Origin of the sequence: Cycloclasticus sp., from assembly GCF_019090545.1 — a bacterium.
GTDB lineage: Bacteria > Pseudomonadota > Gammaproteobacteria > Methylococcales > Cycloclasticaceae > Cycloclasticus > Cycloclasticus pugetii.
The window spans coordinates 1-15970 of sequence record NZ_JAHRVT010000017.1 but is presented as its reverse complement, the minus strand read 5'-3'; the positions used below and the strand labels follow the sequence as shown (position 1 = coordinate 15970).

The window sequence follows — 15970 nt, the reverse complement described above, 5'->3', positions numbered from 1 at the left end:
ATTTTTATAAAGGGCGTTTATCGAGATTTTAATGGTCGTCGTTACTTACTCAGCATCTGGATAAAATAGCTGCTGCCCACCTTTACGAAAATCTGCAATAATCTCTTGGCCTCTTTTACTCGTAACAAACTGAATATATTTAATCGCTAAGTCATACCTTGAGCCCGGGTGTTTTTTTGGATTAACCGCCATCACATGGTATGGGTTGAATAAATTAACATCGCCTTCAAACAACACCTTGAGGGAGATCTTATCGGCAAAAGCAATTTGCGTACCCCGGTCTGTTAAAGCGTAAGCTAGTTTTTCATTCGCTATATTAAGCACCGCGCCCATGCCTTGGCCGACATCGACATACCAGTCCCCACTGGGCGCAACACCGGCTTTCTTCCACAACAGTTTTTCTTTCTTATGTGTGCCCGAGTCATCACCTCTGGAAATAAAGCTAGCTTCTATTTGAGCAATACTACGCAAGGCCTCTTCAATTGTTTTAGAGGCTGCTATATTTGCAGGGTCACTGGTCGGGCCTACTATAACAAAGTCATTATGCATGACCGCCGAGCGATCAATGAAATCACCCGACTTGACGTAGTTCAATTCTGCCGCTGGTGCATGAGCAAACACAACATCAACATCACCTTGCGCCCCCATTGCCAATGCTTTACCAGTGCCTACAGCAATCACTTCAAGCTTAACATTGTGCTGGGTTTCAAAGACAGGGTTTAGCACCGCTAAAAGCCCCGAGTTTTCTGTGCTGGTTGTGGTCGACATTCTAAGAACATCCAATGCCGAACTGTTTGACGCAAACATCATCAGCGCGCCAACACCCATCAGCCAAAGTATTTTTACAATTTTTTTCATTATTTACCCGTTACTTATCCCGTTATAAAAAACAAGGGGCGACAAATGCGCCCCTTTGATGGCCTACCGCGTTAAAACGCCCATTGGCCACGAAGCTGCATAATATCTGCTTCTTCATTATCGTGCGCCCCACCTTCTACCTCTAGCACTTTAATATAGTTAGCAGAAAAACGTAAGCCCGCTACTGGGAACCAATTAAGGCCCAAAGTCACGTTGTCCATTTCACCACCGTTTATAGCGCCATCCATTAAATCAATGGTGCTATATCGTAACGCTAACTCCCATGCACCTATACCACCATTACCAAACGGGCTATTAGGCTTAACTGCTTTGAATTTTGCACCTTTATGCGTATATGGGCGTGTATCTTGTGTAAGGAACCAGCCTGTTTGTGCATACCAACCATCAAATGTTAGGTCACTAGTTGTATCGCGTTCAAGCTGAGTACGAATATATTCGGCTTGGCCAGAAAACCTATTTTTAACAAGAGCTACTTCGGCACCTAATGTTAAATAGCTATCCACATCTAGCAACTTACCTGTATCCACAAAGTCCACTCCTGAGATGTTAGTTTCAGGCTGTTGTTTGAACTGAACCTCGCCTCCTCGTGTGCTGCGGTAATTTGCGGCCAAACCTAAATGAACCAACGAACCTTTTTCATTAACTGGCATCCAAGTAGAGCGCCCGCCTAAACCCCATCCCTCATCGTCTGAGCCACCATTTGTATTGGCTTTATCACCAAACACACCGAGCGCTGTTGTCCAATGTTTACGATCAATGCTACCCATAACGCCAATATGTCTGCTCGCCGTAAAGGCATCAATTGAGGCTCTTTCGGTAAACTGCGTATTATTGTCGCTGATTTGATCTTGCAACATAAATGGGTCTCTAAAATGGCCGGCCTTAACGCTTAGCCCTTCAAAGTCAAACCCATTGTAACCAACCCAAATATCCGTAATCCCTTTTCGTGTATCACCTGTACCCGCAAAGTCATACTCAAACTTATAGAACCAATCTTTATTTACAGTACCTTTAATATATAGCCTTGCTCGACGTACTTTTGTGCCATCACCTAATGTACTCCCCGCTGCCGAATCATCTTCTCCATACCAAGCGGAGTCTAACTGCATGCGACCACCAATTTGCGTTGTGAAGTTACCATCACGAGATTTAACAGCTAAGCCACCTTTATTAACATTCACTTCAACATTGGTTGCCTTATCGAGCCTTTCTTGAATATCTTCAGTTTGCGCGATCGTTTTTTGCTCTGTTGCTTTCGCCTCAGCTAATACGCGTTGGTATTGCGCATCTGATATCGTGCCATTTTCATGCAGCAACATAAGTAGCGTTGTCAGTTCAGAGCCTGCATGAGCCGATACTGAGCCCCCCATAAAAACAGCGGCAGCTAACGCTAATTTATTTATTTTCATTGATTTTTCCTTATTATTGATTATCAAAATACCCGATGGCATAAAGCAAAACTAATGCCAACGGGTTTGGCATACCATCAACTCATTGATTAATAATTAACTTTAAAAATTATCACTGAAACAAGCATAACAACGCACTAGACTTATGCGACACTTTGTCTCAATATAAAGAGAATTTTGACAAAATGTCTCACGACGCTATTTTCTATGACTACCCACAAATCATCGGCACTTCGTAAAGCCATTCGTGACCGCCACTCATTTTTTGGTAATAACCCACTTGTCGTTAAACTGTTGGACGACATTGATCGTGTCGCCACTAAAAACACACCTATTTTATTGGACGGCGAAACGGGTACTGGTAAAAGCCTATTAGCTAGAAAAATTCATGACCTTAGCCAACGCAAAGGTCCCTTTGTGTCTATTAACTGCGCAACCTTTAGCCAACACTTGTTAGAAACCGAACTATTTGGTCACGCAAAAGGCGCCTTTACAGGTGCCAAAGATGCACGAAAAGGGCTGGTCGCCACTGCACAAAATGGCACATTATTTTTAGATGAAATTGGCGAGCTGCCGCTAGATTCGCAACCCAAGCTTTTACACCTTTTAGAAGAAAAAACCATTCGCCCCGTTGGCTCCGACAAAGAATATGACACCTCTGTCCGTATCGTTGCCGCCACAAATAAACGCCTTAAAGACCTGGTTAAGCAAGGCTTATTTAGGGCTGACTTATATTACCGTTTAAGTGTCGTTCCTTTTACTGCGCCGCCACTGCGTGACCGCCCAGATGATATTGAAGCGCTCACCAGCACCTTTGTTTGCCAATTGTGTGAAGAACACGAATTAACCAGCCCTCACATTTCAACTGAGTCAATCAATGCCTTACAAGCTTATGACTGGCCCGGTAATATTCGTGAGCTACGCAACCATATTGAACGCTCGTTACTGCTAAGCATCCCATTACATGAAACATTACCGGCGGCTGACACTAACTCAGCGACTACAAACAAGCACTGCTTAAAATCACTTGAAAAAGAGCATATTCTTAAAGCCATTAATGAGAGTAAAGGCAACAAATCTCAAGCCGCAAAAAGCCTAGGCATCTCTCGCCGCACGCTTGATAGAAAACTTAAACGCTGGGATCAAAAAGCTGCCTAACAATATCTTTTCTATCGCCACTAGGTAGTGGTCCTTTTTCAGCGTAAAATGTCTCGCTTCATGTGAACCTCATTAACCGAAGAAAATAACTATGCGTACTAGCCAATTCCCACTCAATACCGTTAAAGAAACCCCTTCAGATGCCGAAATCGTCAGTCATCAATTAATGATTCGCGCGGGGCTTGTTCGCAAGCTAGCAGCTGGTTTATACAATTGGCTCCCCCTTGGTGTTCGCATTCTGCAAAAAGCACAGCATATTGTTCGCGAAGAAATGAACAATGCTGGTGCGTTAGAAGTCTTAATGCCGGTTGTACAGCCGTCTGAACTTTGGCAAGAATCGGGGCGTTGGGAACAATACGGCCCTGAACTAGCTCGCTTAAATGACCGACATGGCCGTGAATTTTGCTTAGGCCCAACACATGAAGAAATTATTACCGAACTGGCCCGTAACGAAATAAAGAGTTACAAGCAATTACCGGTTAATTACTACCAAATACAAACTAAATTTCGCGATGAGATTCGGCCTCGTTTTGGCATTATGCGTTCACGCGAATTTATTATGAAAGATGCCTACTCGTTTCATATGGATGACGAGTCTTTGCAAGAAACCTATGACCGCATGTTTAAGGCCTACCATAATATTTTTACACGCCTTGGCCTAAATTTCCGCCCTGTATTGGCAGACACCGGCTCTATTGGTGGCAACGCCTCGCATGAGTTTCACGTACTGGCTGATTCTGGTGAAGACGCGATTGCCTTTTCTACTGAAAGCCAATACGCCGCTAATGTAGAAAAAGCCGAGGCATTAGCACCCACAGAGCCGCACGCCGAGGCCACTGAACAGTTAGAAAAAGTACCTACCCCAGGCCAACGCAGCATTGAAGAAATTAGCAGTTTCTTAAACGTGAGCAGCGCACAGTGTTTAAAAACTTTATTGGTAAAAGGTGATGACGATACTGTTGTGGCGCTTTTATTATGCGGCCACCACTCACTGAACGATATTAAAGCCGAAAAGCTAGACGGCGTAGCATCACCCCTAACGATGGCTAGCGATGCTGAGATTTCACAAGCTGCTGGCTGTGATGCAGGCTATATCGGCCCCATCAATTTAAATGTACCCATGATTGTTGATCGTAGCGCAGCGACTATGGCAAATTTCATTTGTGGCGCTAACGAAAATGACATGCACTACACAGGGGTAAACTGGGGCCGCGATTTAGCAGAACCCACTCGCATTGAAGATATTCGTCAAGTCGTCGAAGGGGATGCTAGCCCAGATGGACAAGGCACCCTGACTATTGCTCGCGGCATTGAGGTTGGGCATATTTTTCAATTAGGCACTAAATACAGCGAAGCGATGAATGCGTCTGTGCTAAACGAAAACGGCAAAAACCAAATGATGACCATGGGTTGTTATGGTATAGGCATTACCCGCGTCATTGCAGCCGCTATTGAACAAAACCATGATAACAAAGGTATTATTTGGCCCGCTGCATTAGCTCCTTTCCAAGTTGCTTTATTACCGATGAATATGCATAAGTCTGAACGCCTAAAAGCAGCGGCTGAAAAACTATACCTAGAGCTAAAAGAAGCGGGGTTTGATGTTTTATTTGATGATAGAAAAGTACGCCCCGGCTTTATGTTCTCAGACATGGAGCTTATTGGCATTCCTCACCGTATCGTGCTGGGCGATAAAGGCTTAGACAATGGCATGGTTGAATATCGTGCTAGAACAGACAGCGACAACCAAGACATACCCTTAGATCAAATTATCGCGCACCTAAAAACGGTCACTCAACAATAAACTAAACATTATGGACACTAACTTTTGGCATGAACGTTGGGCAAAAAGTGAAATTGGTTTTCACTTAAATGACGTTAACCCGTATCTTATCGAGCACTTTGCTGCACTCAAACCAAAAGCAAACGCCGCTGTTTTTGTGCCTTTGTGCGGCAAAAGCAAAGACCTTATCTGGTTAGCAGAACACGCCGAAAAAGTATTGGGCATTGAGTTAAGCAAAAAAGCCGTGGAGGACTTTTTCAAAGAAAATAAACTCACGCCTAGTATTACCCAGGGTGATCGCTTTTTAACGTATCGTTATGAAAATCTCACCATTATTTGCGGCGATTTATTCGAACTAACAGCCGACGACGTAGCTGCTTACCAGCTTGTTTACGATCGTGCGTCCTTGATTGCTTTTCCAGCGGATATGCGCGCCCGCTATGTCGAAAAACTAAATGAACTTTTACCTAATAAAACGCAGCGACTACTCATTACTGTTGACTACCCCCAACATGAAATGAGCGGCCCTCCCTTTTCGGTAACACCTGATGAAGTACAGCAACATTTCTCTGCGCGTTATGAGATTCAGTGCTTAGTGTCTGAGGATATTTTAGAGCAATCAAAACGCTTCAAGGCCAAAGGCGTATCGCGCATGCTTGAACACGTTTTTTTGCTCACAGAAAAATAACCTTTTAGTCTACATCGAGCAGTTTTTCCACAATATAAACACACATGCCGCAGGCAACATTAACGTGTGTTTTTTCCCTTGCCTGCTCAAGTGTCTCGATATTGTCGGCCTTTATCCTTGTTAAAAAGTGCTTTTTGGTGACGCCCGTGCAACTGCAAATCACATCATCATCTTTAAATTCATACGCCACTTAGTGATCGTGCCCACAGCCCGATTCTGGCTCTGCCTCATAAGGGCTCTTGCGTTTTGGCGTATTCATTCGGTATTGCACAAAATCTTGCAGGCTATGCTGATGCAAAAACGGGTTACCTTTTATTTGCTCTGCGATGGTTGATGTCTTTTTAACCGCATAATTGTGCCCCGGCAGAATCGTCGTAGAACTTGGTAATTCCGTACGAATTTTATTCAAGGTTTTATACATTACTTCTGGGTCGCCGCCTGTGAAATCACACCGTCCACAACCAAAAACAAACATCGTATCGCCCGTTAACAAATCATCGCCTATTTGATAACACGCTGAACCGGGCGTATGCCCCGGCGTATGCAACACTTTAATACTACTATCACCCAACATAATTTCATCACCACCATAATGAATGCTTGGCGAGGCTGGGTGATCACCCCAAAAGTCAGCTTCTTGCTTTAACAAATGTACCTGCGCATCGTACTTATCCAGCACATCACCAATACCGTTAATATGGTCATGGTGACTATGCGTTAGCAGGATATCGGTAATCTCGACTCCTTTTTGCTTAGCCAACTCTATTACCTTAGGCACATCCCAAGCAGGATCTACCACCGCTGCTCGGTTAGTTTTGTGATCGTGAATCAGATAAATAAAGTTTTCTGCAGGGCCTAGTTCTAATGCTTCTATTGAATAGTTTTTTTCAGTCATCACTCACTCCTATCATTTATGTTTTACAGCTCGCGTGTCGCACTAAAGGTTATCTCTGGCCAGCGCTCTTGTGTTAACGATAGGTTAACTCGGCTTTTCGCTAAATATACCAAATAGCCACCGCCATCTTCTGCCAAACTATCGTGCGCTTTCTTCTTAAACTCTTCAAATTTTTTCGGGTCATCACAGCTCACCCAACGAGCCGTTGTAATAGGTGCATTATCATACACACACTCTACGTTATACTCACTTTTAAGGCGTTGCGCTGTCACTTCAAACTGAAGCACACCCACTGCACCTAAAATTAAGTCATTATTCCGTAGCGGTTTAAATAACTGCGTCGCTCCTTCTTCGGTTAATTGCGTCAGGCCTTTTTGTAAAGCCTTCATACGTAGCGGGTCTTTCAAAACGGCTTTACGAAAAAGCTCTGGGGCAAAATAAGGAATACCACCAAATTTTAAAGCCTCACCTTGTGTAAAAGTATCACCCACTTGAATGGTGCCATGGTTATGCAGCCCAATAATGTCACCTGCAAAAGCCTGTTCTACGTTTTTCCGGCTATCCGCCTGAAACGTAATGGCATTACCAACCTGAATATTCTTCTTAATACGCACATGGTTTATTTTCATACCCTGTGAATACTCACCGGAACAAATACGCATAAAGGCTATTCGATCACGATGCGCTGGGTCCATATTGGCTTGAACCTTAAATATAAAACCGGAAAACTTATCTTCTTCTGGCAGCACTTCACGTTCAACCGCTTGTCGTGGTTGAGGGGCCGGTGCATATTCTGCAAACGCGTCAAGCAATTCACCCACACCAAAATTATTCACCGCCGAGCCAAAAAATACCGGCGTTTGTTTACCCGCTAAATAAGCGTCTATATCGAAAGGCGTACTGGCTTCTCGAACCAGTTCTAACTCCTCAAAAAAGTCTTCAAAATCATGGCCCATCAACTCCTTGAGCCCAGGGTTATCTAGCCCTTTAAATATTTCGCCAGTGGCAATTTTACCGCCATGCGTTGGGCTAAACACATGCACTTCATCTTTATAGATGTGGTAAACACCTTTAAAGCGCTTGCCCATGCCTATTGGCCATGTCATTGGCGCACATTGAATTTTCAACACCGATTCAACTTCATCAATAAGCTCTAAAGGATCCCTGCCTTCCCTGTCCAACTTATTAATAAAACTAATAATGGGCGTATCACGCAAACGACACACTTCCATTAATTTAATGGTTCTGGCTTCCACCCCTTTCGCACAATCGATGACCATCAACGCAGAATCAACCGCTGTTAATGTTCGATAGGTATCTTCAGAAAAATCCTCATGCCCAGGGGTATCGAGCAAGTTCAATAATTTTTCATTATGTTCAAACTGCATCACCGAGGTAGTAATCGAAATACCCCGCTCTTGCTCCATTTCCATCCAGTCAGATGTTGCGTGTCGTGAAGCTTTTCGCCCTTTAACTGACCCCGCAACCTGAATCGCGCCCCCGAACAACAACAGTTTTTCGGTCAGCGTTGTTTTACCCGCATCGGGGTGCGAGATGATAGCAAAGGTCCTTCGCTTATTGATTTCATTGAGAAAATCTTGGTTTGCCATGTATAAATTCTTTTAGTTTGTACACGGATTTGTACACACTTTTGGAAGTACTCTCTTTTCAGTTCTTCGCTTGTCAAATCCGTCGTGTTAATCGTAATTGGCCGCTATTTTCGCTGATCTTGACTTTATAAACAATCAATGGTTATCTAATCGGTTACCATTTACTCTCAGCGTGCGCCAATGCTCAGTTGTAGCTGTTTGCAATCGTTGCTTCTTCAGCTCATGAACAACTGTGGCTAAACCACAAATTCCATCGCTACCAAAAATCGATGATAGCTTGTCGTACTACACCGATGATGGTGCAGTTGCCGTTGATCGGTATTGCAGGGTATTGCGGGTTCAAAGGTTTTAGATACTTCTGTTCACCATCAATAACCAACTGCTTAAAGGTTGCTTCTTTCGAATCATCCAAACGCGCAACAACCAATGAACCTGAAGAGTAAGGTAACTCAGGATCAACAACGATCACTGCCCCCTCAGGTATGGATTTTTTTCCGCTTGGATTTTCCATACTGTCGCCTTTTACGCGAAGTGCGAAACAACCCTCATGTGCTTTCCCAGTGACTTCACGCCACTCCTCAGCATCTTCATGGGCAAATCCCTCCGCTATTTCAGTCCAATCACCGGCCTGAACCCAGTTAATGAGAGGAATTCTTCCCTTAATATCAGGCCCGACTTCTACATTACCGACCCCCAAGCCAATCTCGCCATCACCTGTGGCGAGCCAATGAGCATTCACGCGAAGCGCCTCCGCGATCTGCATGGTGTAACGAGACCTAGCCGATTTACCAGAGCAAATCTGGCTGATCGACTGCTGTTTGATACCAATGCGACGAGCCAACTCAGACTGAGTTACCCCAGTAAGCTGCAAGGCATGGTTTAGTCGTTCGGATAAAGTTTTCATAAGCCCGTATTCTACAAATAAAACTGTAGCCTTTCAACAATTTTAACTGTTGACTTACCTACAGTTTAAACTGTAACATTCAATCTTGTAACAGTTTTTATTGTAACAGGAGACGGTATGGAAGTGTTCAACACGACACAAAAACATCTCCGCCGTGCCATTGACTTGGTCGGCGGGCAATCAGCATTAGCGCGAGCCATCAACTCAAAACAGCAAAACGTCTGGTTTTGGTTGAATAAATCAGGGCGTGTTCCCGCTGAATTCGTTTTACCCATCGAACAAGCTACGCAAGGACAGGTAACCCGCTCTCAGTTAAGACCGGATATCTATCCCGAAGGCCCAAGCGAGCTGAAAGCCAGTAACCAGTAGGATTAAGGGCAAGTAATGGTCAGCATTTTACGTAAACACAAAAGCGAGTACCTCCATGCGTGATTATGGCAAGGTCTATACCCGCTTTTGGCTAAAGCAAAACGTTTTGTCCTGGAGTGACTCTGCGAAGTTGCTAGGACTGTATTTGCTTACATGCCCACATTGTAATTTGCTTGGCTGCTTTCGACTGCCGATTGGTTACGTTGCTTCTGACTTGAACTGGGATGAGCAACAGGTTGCCAAGGCGTTAAGTGAGTTAGAACAAGATCAGTTCCTGATTCGTTGCGAGGGATCTGGTTGGACTTTGATTCGAAGCTTTCTGAAGCACAACCCAATCGAAAACCCAAACCAAGGTAAGGCAGCCTTTCGGTTGCTTAAAGATGTACCTGCCGACTTCGTTGGTATGGCATCGCTTTTGAAATCTCTTGCCGCTTTTCAAACTCGGCTTCCAGAAGAATTTTCATCATTGTTTATGCCTGATGGCAACCCGGTAAGGGACTCTCAACGGTCGGATGACTCTGAGAGAAGCAATAAACCAACAGTTAAAACTGTTGACCAGATACAGTTTGAAGACTTCTGGGATGTACAAATACGCAAAGAAAAAAAAGCGAAAGCCAAAGAAGAATGGCTACGCATGGGCCTCAATGAAGACCATGAACTCGCCTTGGAAGTGCTAACACGCTGGAAAGAGCAACGAGACAACCGATTGCAGTATCAAGATCGGACTAAGACCCCTATGCCACATAACTGGCTTTTAAACCGGCAATGGGAAGACGAGTACGTTCGCATTGATGAAGTACAGCAATCATCGACGAGCCTAAAGGGCAGCAATCACCAATTGAATATTGAAGAAAGCAATCGCCGCATTGCTGAAAGCTGGGCCGGACCAGGTATTCGGGAGGTTCGTTCAAGTGCAGGAGGTTGATAAACGCGAGTTTGCTGAAGTTTGGGGAGCCGCTTGGGCCATGTATGGCAAAAGCGTATCACCGCAATTGCTATCCATCGCATTTGAAGCCCTTCGTGCTTACAGCATTGAAGAGGTACGAATCGGTCTGACTCGGCATATTCAATCCCCGGATACTGGGCAATTTTTTCCAAAGCCCGCTGACGTCATCAAGCATATCGACGGCAACTCTGGCTCAAGAGCCATGGTTGCTTGGAACAAAGTTGACAAGGCTGTTCGTCAGGTTGGCGCTTGGACATCCGTGATGTTTGACGATGCGCTTATCCACCGCGTGATTTCAGACATGGGTGGATGGGTTGAACTCTGCAAGGTTGATGACAGGGAATACCCCTTTAAGCAAAAAGAGTTTTTAACACGCTACCAGGCTTACTTGCTAAGGGACGAAGTGGGTGAATACCCAAGGCTATTACAGGGTATTGCAGACCATCAGAACCAGCAAAAAGGATTTGATATGCAAGCGCCTGTTGCCGTAGGCGACTGGTCAAAAGCGGCACAAGTTTATACGAGAGGCATCGCCAACTTCAGCGCAGTGCCATTAAAAAGAATAAGCCCGAAAGCCATTCAGGCGCTTCTCGGAAATCAATTAGAGGACAAAAATGAAAACGATTAAAGCAAAAACCATTGCCCTAGTGATAGCCATGTCTGCAAGCACTTCAGTCTATGCGTTTCCGGGCTATCAGTGGGAAAAAGCAGCACAAAGCGTTGGTATTGATCCTGTCATGCTCTACGCCGTTGCCTTGGCTGAGTCCGCCTCACATCGTGGTCTCAACATGACCAGCCCATGGCCATACGCAATTCGCAATGGTTCAAATGCAACCTACGCCAAATCTAAGACAGAAGCAGAGCAACTGTTAAACCAAGCACTGCAAGAGAGTGGAAAATACCAGCTCGATATTGGCCTAATGCAAATCAATTTGCATTGGCACGGACATCGGGTGAGCTCAGCAGCAGAACTGCTAGACCCCATCACCAACCTAACTGTCGGCTCCAGTATTTTGGCCGAAGCAATCAAATCTTCACCAAACGATTTAGAGCTTGGCATAGGCCGCTATCACAGCTGGAACGAAGAGCGTGCACGCTGGTATGGGCAAAGAGTGCTTTCTATTTATCGCAATATTTTACATGAACTGGAGGTCCGTCAATGACAACCAATCAACAAGACTTCTATCAATTAAATTTGGCATACCTACACGCAGCACGGGAATTGGCGCGCATTGATCCGCAAGAGGCGGTCTTGCGCTTTGGAATTACACGCGATGTGGTTGATGCGCTGATTAATGCTGGAGTTGACGACCTGCAACGAGTGGCGACCTCATCATTCATGCTGTTTCAACCAAGGGGTAACCAAAGCCAACTGATTGAGATGGTGAAGAGCAAAGGCACAGGTATCCCAAGAATCGCTTATTTATTATCAACCCTAAACAACAAGGGGGATGCATGATTGATAACCTGTCCAAAAGTGAGCTGTTTACCCGAGCCTCGCTGCTTATTAAATACGGATTTCGAACAACCATTATCGCGCTCGATACTGGTTTGCCAATCCACATTATCAGAAGGCTACACAAAGAAGTGACTGGCAAGTCACCTTGTCCTGGTCAATTACCAGAATCTGATGCCATTGTTAAAAGCAGAAGAGCCCTAGTTGAAGGCTCCCTGCTGATGGCGCTTTATGTCAATGTTGGTGGTGATAATGTCTACAAGCAATTAAATATTGATGCTTTGATGAAGGCTTACGATGCGTACTTGGTTGCAAGGGAAGAAGCAGATCTTCCAGCTGAGATCCCCTGGAAAAAACTAACCATTAATGAAGGTTGGGTTCTAGCTCGTGATTTAAGATCACAGCTAGCATCCTTACACCGGTGTCGATGCGGCAGTCTGTATTTGACGGTATCTCAACAGCGCATTCAGCTTAAATGTCCTGTGTGCGAGATTATGGCCGAGCAAACCACTAGAGCACTTTTTGAGAACTAAAATGCTGATGCATGATTTGATTGTGCACCGCCCGTGCACTTTGAGAGTACTAAGATGATAAAATTACTTAAATCTTTACCAGCACGCTGCTGGTTTATATCACTGGGGCTTTTTCTGGCGACTTTGGCTGCGGCTCATTTTTTTCCATCAGAAATATTAACGGCATCTGCCAAGTTAGCGGCTTTGCCATTTCTGATTTGCACCATCGTTTTTTTCAGCTACTTGGGATTCAAAGCAATTGCTAGTCCTATCGGCCTTATAACCATCACCACTATGTTTTTAGCAATAGCATATTGGCAAGCGAGTTGGACAATTTTATGTGTCGGTTTAGCCTTCTTAGGCTTAAGCGGACTAATCCATTTATTTCAAAGACAACTGAAAGATACCGGTCGAGAACTAAGCCTGAGCGAAAAAAAATATTGGTACTGGGTAAACGAATTTGCAGATGGTCGCTCATCTATCCTCCCTAAAAAAACAAGGTCATAGTAAATTGACTGCTTTTTTACTTATACTCAAAAAATTGATTGGCACTTTCGTACTACGAATGAAAAATGCCATTTCCATCAATGAATACGGATCAACTCAAGTTCGTTACCCAGCACAACAGGACAGTTCTTTGACATCCTTGTTAAAGGTTTGGGCGCAGAGCTTCAAACCCTCCACCATAGTCAGGTAAGGGAAAAGCTGGTCGGCTAATTCCGTCACCGTCATACGGTTGCGGATCGCCAGCGCCGCACTCTGGATCAGTTCTCCACCTTCATGCGCCAGAATCTGCGCCCCGATCAGGCGGCCAGTGGCTTTTTCAGTCACCAACTTGATAAAACCATCGGTCTCGAAATTCGCCAGTGCGCGCGGCACGTTCTCCATCTCCAATACACGACTGTCGGTTTCAATGTCTTGTGCGTTGGCTTGCTCTTCCGTGAGCCCAACAGTTGCCACCTGGGGATCGGTAAAAATCACTGCTGGCATGGTGGATAGATCCAGTTTGGCGTATCCGCCCGTCATGTTGATGCCGGAACGGCTACCGGCGGCCGCGGCGACATAGACGAATTGCGGCATGTTGCAGCAGTCTCCGGCGGCGTAAATACCGGGAACATTCGTTTCCATGCGTTCGTTAACAACGATTTCGCCCTTTTTGTTGGTCGTAACACCCACCGCGCCCAGATTGAGTTGGCAAGTATTGGCGTGTCGCCCGGTGCTTACCAGCAAACGATCGCAGCGTAGATCGCCCGCGTTAGTTTCCAATGTAAATTGGCTTCCATCGTGGGTCACCTTGGTAGCTTGCGTACTGTTTAATACTCGAATGCCTTCTTTTTCAAAACATCCGGTGAGTTTTTCACCGAGCAAGGGATCTTCCCGATAAAGCAATGTATGTCTTGCTAATATGGTGACTTCACTGCCTAAACGGCGATAAGCCTGGGCAATTTCCAGCGCTACAACCGACGAACCAATCACGACCAGGTGCTGCGGCAATTCCTGAGCAAACAGCGCTTCGGTAGAGGTCCAATAAGGTGTTTCAGTTAAACCCTCAATAGGAGGAATGGTTGGCGTGGAGCCGGTAGCGATCAGGATTTTATCGGCGTGAACTTCCTGCTCGGTTCCATCATTTTTTCTGACTAACAGGGTATTCGCATTTTTAAATTGCGCCCAACCTATAAGTAAACTAAGCGCAGGATTTGTCTCCAGAATATTCTGGTACTTTGCCGCGCGCAGCTCTTCGACCCGAGCGGTCTGCTGCTGAGTCAACAAGGCTCGACTCAATTGGGGCGCATGATTTTCCAGTCCGGTAAAGGGATTATTGCGTTGCTGCTGAGCCAATTGAGCGGCGCGGATTAGAATTTTTGAGGGTACGCAGCCGACATTCACGCAACAGCCGCCAATCACATCGTCGCCTTCGATGAGGGTGACCTTGGCACCACCTTCAGCGGCTTTGATAGCACAGGCAAAAGCGCCGGAACCCGTACCGATAATCGCCACGCGTTGAGTTTGGTTTCTTTCTGTGTTGCTTGCATTTTCGTTGTCTGTTTTTTCGCTGCTACAGCAGTCATTCGGTGGAGTATTTTCTTTTGCAATATCAGTGGATTCTTTTGCGATATAACCGAGAGCTTCTATTGCTCCAATGAGAACGGTTACGCTGACCCCACCGTTCGTGGTGATCGTTGCTCTGGCGTTTTCATAAGATATTTCAACCTTATTAACGCCTTCGATCGCATCGAGTGCTTCTTTAACGTGGGCGACGCAACTTGGACAGGTCATCCCTTCTATCGATAGTAAGATCATTCGTTTTCCTCAAATAGTAGTCAGGCATTGCGTCGTGTTAAACAGCACAGCTGTCATCATCACAGCGTTTATTCGCCGGTGAAAAAATATCCCAAAGCGATACGGCAACCATCAGGCCTAATGCTGAATAGGTGACATAGCTGCTCCAGCCGTACTGGAGAAACGGATAGAGCGATAACAGCAATAAAATGGGGCCGGCCACACCCAGCGCACTACGGTGCCATTGCCGGTGGCTGAACCAGCCAAGTCCGTTGAGTACCAAGGCAATCCAGGCAAACAGGGGTAATAGCGTGCTAACAAACAGACCTTCCCATTGGCTGAGAAAACCCAGTCCTACCGCAGCGCCCAGACTGGCAATGGCCGGGAAACACATGGCGCATCCCATAGCAGAAACCAGCGCGCCCAATGAGCTAATCTTATCGCCGAACCGGGTCAGTAACCGTATTAGCATTTCCATGCTTTACTCCTTGAGCGTTGACGGATAACCCGCGTTAGTGGTGGCTTCGGTCAGTACTTTTACCGTGGTTTTTTCGTCGTCGAAGGTGACCACCGCCAGTTTGGTCTTAAAGGTCACTTCGGCTTTACTGACGCCATCGACTTTTTGTAAGGCTTTTTCCACGGTAAAGGGACAGGTCACACAGTTCATGGTTGGGACTTCCAAAGTAACTGTTTTCGGGGCAGCTAAAGCGTTCAGGCTGGTCAGTACGAACAGGGACATTAGGGCGAGTGTTTTCATAATTTTCTCCAAGAGCAAGCCATAAGGATTTAATCAAAATAAAAGGTTAGAAATCGTCATCAGGCGAACCAGACAATCCAATAATTACTGGTGACTAAAACCAACGCAGTCAGTGCCGTTAACCAAAAGATCACCTGCCGACGTTTTCGCACTTGAGGAACTGCACAGGCGGTGCCTGGCTCACAGTCCTCGGCGGGGCGATAGACCTTCCAGCCTGCGAAGCCAAATAAGGCTAAAACCAGCAGGATAAAAATGGGACGATAAGGTTCTAACAAGGTTAAATTACCAATCCAGGAGCCACTCACGCCTAGCAGCAACAAGACG

At 45.5% G+C, this 15970-nt stretch carries 20 protein-coding genes; 10 read left to right on the top strand and 10 right to left on the bottom strand.

Translation table 11 applies throughout. The features are described from left to right. Positions 1-45 precede the first annotated feature (45 nt). Together KUG63_RS03640 and KUG63_RS03635 are read right to left on the bottom strand one after the other, a co-directional pair. Entirely contained in the window at positions 46-858 is an 813-nt protein-coding gene (locus KUG63_RS03640; protein ID WP_277642420.1) for a substrate-binding domain-containing protein, read from the bottom strand. Between the two features lie 71 nt (positions 859-929). Continuing rightward, positions 930-2288 (bottom strand): OprO/OprP family phosphate-selective porin, encoded by a 1359-nt coding sequence (locus tag KUG63_RS03635; protein WP_015005038.1) that lies wholly within the window; start codon positions 2286-2288, stop codon positions 930-932. 207 nt (positions 2289-2495) lie between these two features. Between KUG63_RS03635 and KUG63_RS03630 the strand changes: the two genes are divergently transcribed. From KUG63_RS03630 to KUG63_RS03620, 3 genes are all read left to right on the top strand, one after another. Further along, entirely contained in the window at positions 2496-3446 is a 951-nt protein-coding gene (locus KUG63_RS03630; RefSeq protein ID WP_020933171.1) for a sigma-54 interaction domain-containing protein, read from the top strand. A 91-nt stretch (positions 3447-3537) separates the two neighbouring features. Then, complete coding sequence (locus tag KUG63_RS03625; RefSeq protein ID WP_287554085.1) at positions 3538-5250, top strand: proline--tRNA ligase; 1713 nt, start codon at positions 3538-3540, stop codon at positions 5248-5250. Between the two features lie 10 nt (positions 5251-5260). Further along, complete coding sequence (locus KUG63_RS03620) at positions 5261-5917, top strand: thiopurine S-methyltransferase (RefSeq protein WP_287554083.1); 657 nt, start codon at positions 5261-5263, stop codon at positions 5915-5917. 4 nt (positions 5918-5921) lie between these two features. On the opposite strand, the gene KUG63_RS03615 is transcribed toward KUG63_RS03620, so the two are convergent. The 4 genes from KUG63_RS03615 to KUG63_RS03600 form a co-directional block, all read right to left on the bottom strand. Continuing rightward, positions 5922-6107 carry a (2Fe-2S)-binding protein gene (locus KUG63_RS03615; protein WP_020161695.1) on the bottom strand — a complete coding sequence of 62 codons (186 nt, stop codon included), beginning with the start codon at positions 6105-6107 and terminating at the stop codon, positions 5922-5924. Continuing rightward, on the bottom strand, positions 6108-6812 hold the full coding sequence (locus KUG63_RS03610; protein ID WP_015005033.1) for an MBL fold metallo-hydrolase: 705 nt from the start codon (positions 6810-6812) through the stop codon (positions 6108-6110). 23 nt (positions 6813-6835) lie between these two features. Further along, on the bottom strand, positions 6836-8422 hold the full coding sequence (locus tag KUG63_RS03605) for a peptide chain release factor 3 (protein ID WP_287554081.1): 1587 nt from the start codon (positions 8420-8422) through the stop codon (positions 6836-6838). A gap of 256 nt (positions 8423-8678) precedes the next feature. After that, a complete protein-coding gene (locus KUG63_RS03600) occupies positions 8679-9326 on the bottom strand; it encodes a LexA family protein (RefSeq protein WP_000854920.1) in 648 nt (215 codons plus the stop codon). Positions 9327-9443: 117 nt separating this feature from the next. Between KUG63_RS03600 and KUG63_RS03595 the strand changes: the two genes are divergently transcribed. Genes KUG63_RS03595 through eexR form a run of 7 tightly spaced genes read left to right on the top strand, consistent with a single transcriptional unit; the run spans position 9444 to position 13116 of the window. Then, on the top strand, positions 9444-9695 hold the full coding sequence (locus KUG63_RS03595; RefSeq protein ID WP_287554061.1) for a helix-turn-helix domain-containing protein: 252 nt from the start codon (positions 9444-9446) through the stop codon (positions 9693-9695). A gap of 55 nt (positions 9696-9750) precedes the next feature. Further along, a complete protein-coding gene (locus tag KUG63_RS03590) occupies positions 9751-10620 on the top strand; it encodes a hypothetical protein (RefSeq protein WP_287554059.1) in 870 nt (289 codons plus the stop codon). Further along, positions 10607-11269, top strand: a complete 663-nt coding sequence (locus KUG63_RS03585; protein WP_001158521.1) for a DUF6475 domain-containing protein — start codon at positions 10607-10609, stop codon at positions 11267-11269. Before KUG63_RS03590 ends, KUG63_RS03585 begins: the two co-directional genes overlap by 14 nt. After that, entirely contained in the window at positions 11256-11804 is a 549-nt protein-coding gene (locus KUG63_RS03580) for a lytic transglycosylase domain-containing protein (protein ID WP_287554055.1), read from the top strand. The genes KUG63_RS03585 and KUG63_RS03580 overlap by 14 nt, the downstream gene beginning before the upstream one ends. Then, complete coding sequence (locus KUG63_RS03575; RefSeq protein WP_287554053.1) at positions 11801-12100, top strand: flagellar transcriptional regulator FlhD; 300 nt, start codon at positions 11801-11803, stop codon at positions 12098-12100. Before KUG63_RS03580 ends, KUG63_RS03575 begins: the two co-directional genes overlap by 4 nt. Then, positions 12097-12630: a FlhC family transcriptional regulator gene (locus KUG63_RS03570; RefSeq protein WP_287554052.1), complete on the top strand. Its 534-nt coding sequence runs from the start codon at positions 12097-12099 to the stop codon at positions 12628-12630. Before KUG63_RS03575 ends, KUG63_RS03570 begins: the two co-directional genes overlap by 4 nt. A 54-nt stretch (positions 12631-12684) precedes the next feature. Further along, the gene (gene eexR, locus KUG63_RS03565; RefSeq protein WP_028867978.1) at positions 12685-13116 is read left to right on the top strand and encodes an entry exclusion protein EexR; all 432 of its coding nucleotides are present in this window, start codon (positions 12685-12687) and stop codon (positions 13114-13116) included. 105 nt (positions 13117-13221) lie between these two features. Here eexR and merA read toward each other — a convergent pair whose 3' ends face one another. From merA to KUG63_RS03545, 4 genes are all read right to left on the bottom strand, one after another. Next, on the bottom strand, positions 13222-14910 hold the full coding sequence (gene merA, locus KUG63_RS03560; RefSeq protein ID WP_287554049.1) for a mercury(II) reductase: 1689 nt from the start codon (positions 14908-14910) through the stop codon (positions 13222-13224). Between the two features lie 37 nt (positions 14911-14947). Then, positions 14948-15355, bottom strand: coding sequence for an organomercurial transporter MerC (merC, locus tag KUG63_RS03555; protein ID WP_287554102.1), 408 nt, complete (start codon positions 15353-15355; stop codon positions 14948-14950). A gap of 15 nt (positions 15356-15370) precedes the next feature. Continuing rightward, positions 15371-15646, bottom strand: a complete 276-nt coding sequence (gene merP / locus KUG63_RS03550) for a mercury resistance system periplasmic binding protein MerP (protein WP_287554047.1) — start codon at positions 15644-15646, stop codon at positions 15371-15373. 59 nt (positions 15647-15705) lie between these two features. After that, a partial coding sequence (locus tag KUG63_RS03545; protein ID WP_287554045.1) for a mercuric transporter MerT family protein occupies positions 15706-15970 on the bottom strand: 265 nt, incomplete at its 5' end.

Bases quoted from the DNA above. Each gene is read 5' to 3' on its own strand.
- KUG63_RS03640 (WP_277642420.1), bottom strand. From the start codon at position 858: ATGAAAAAAATTGTAAAAATACTTTGGCTGATGGGTGTTGGCGCGCTG.
- KUG63_RS03635 (WP_015005038.1), bottom strand. From the start codon at position 2,288: ATGAAAATAAATAAATTAGCGTTAGCTGCCGCTGTTTTTATGGGGGGC.
- KUG63_RS03630 (WP_020933171.1), top strand. From the start codon at position 2,496: ATGACTACCCACAAATCATCGGCACTTCGTAAAGCCATTCGTGACCGC.
- KUG63_RS03625 (WP_287554085.1), top strand. From the start codon at position 3,538: ATGCGTACTAGCCAATTCCCACTCAATACCGTTAAAGAAACCCCTTCA.
- KUG63_RS03620 (WP_287554083.1), top strand. From the start codon at position 5,261: ATGGACACTAACTTTTGGCATGAACGTTGGGCAAAAAGTGAAATTGGT.
- KUG63_RS03610 (WP_015005033.1), bottom strand. From the start codon at position 6,812: ATGACTGAAAAAAACTATTCAATAGAAGCATTAGAACTAGGCCCTGCA.
- KUG63_RS03605 (WP_287554081.1), bottom strand. From the start codon at position 8,422: ATGGCAAACCAAGATTTTCTCAATGAAATCAATAAGCGAAGGACCTTT.
- KUG63_RS03600 (WP_000854920.1), bottom strand. From the start codon at position 9,326: ATGAAAACTTTATCCGAACGACTAAACCATGCCTTGCAGCTTACTGGG.
- KUG63_RS03595 (WP_287554061.1), top strand. From the start codon at position 9,444: ATGGAAGTGTTCAACACGACACAAAAACATCTCCGCCGTGCCATTGAC.
- KUG63_RS03590 (WP_287554059.1), top strand. From the start codon at position 9,751: ATGCGTGATTATGGCAAGGTCTATACCCGCTTTTGGCTAAAGCAAAAC.
- KUG63_RS03580 (WP_287554055.1), top strand. From the start codon at position 11,256: ATGAAAACGATTAAAGCAAAAACCATTGCCCTAGTGATAGCCATGTCT.
- KUG63_RS03575 (WP_287554053.1), top strand. From the start codon at position 11,801: ATGACAACCAATCAACAAGACTTCTATCAATTAAATTTGGCATACCTA.
- KUG63_RS03570 (WP_287554052.1), top strand. From the start codon at position 12,097: ATGATTGATAACCTGTCCAAAAGTGAGCTGTTTACCCGAGCCTCGCTG.
- eexR (WP_028867978.1), top strand. From the start codon at position 12,685: ATGATAAAATTACTTAAATCTTTACCAGCACGCTGCTGGTTTATATCA.
- merA (WP_287554049.1), bottom strand. From the start codon at position 14,910: ATGATCTTACTATCGATAGAAGGGATGACCTGTCCAAGTTGCGTCGCC.
- merP (WP_287554047.1), bottom strand. From the start codon at position 15,646: ATGAAAACACTCGCCCTAATGTCCCTGTTCGTACTGACCAGCCTGAAC.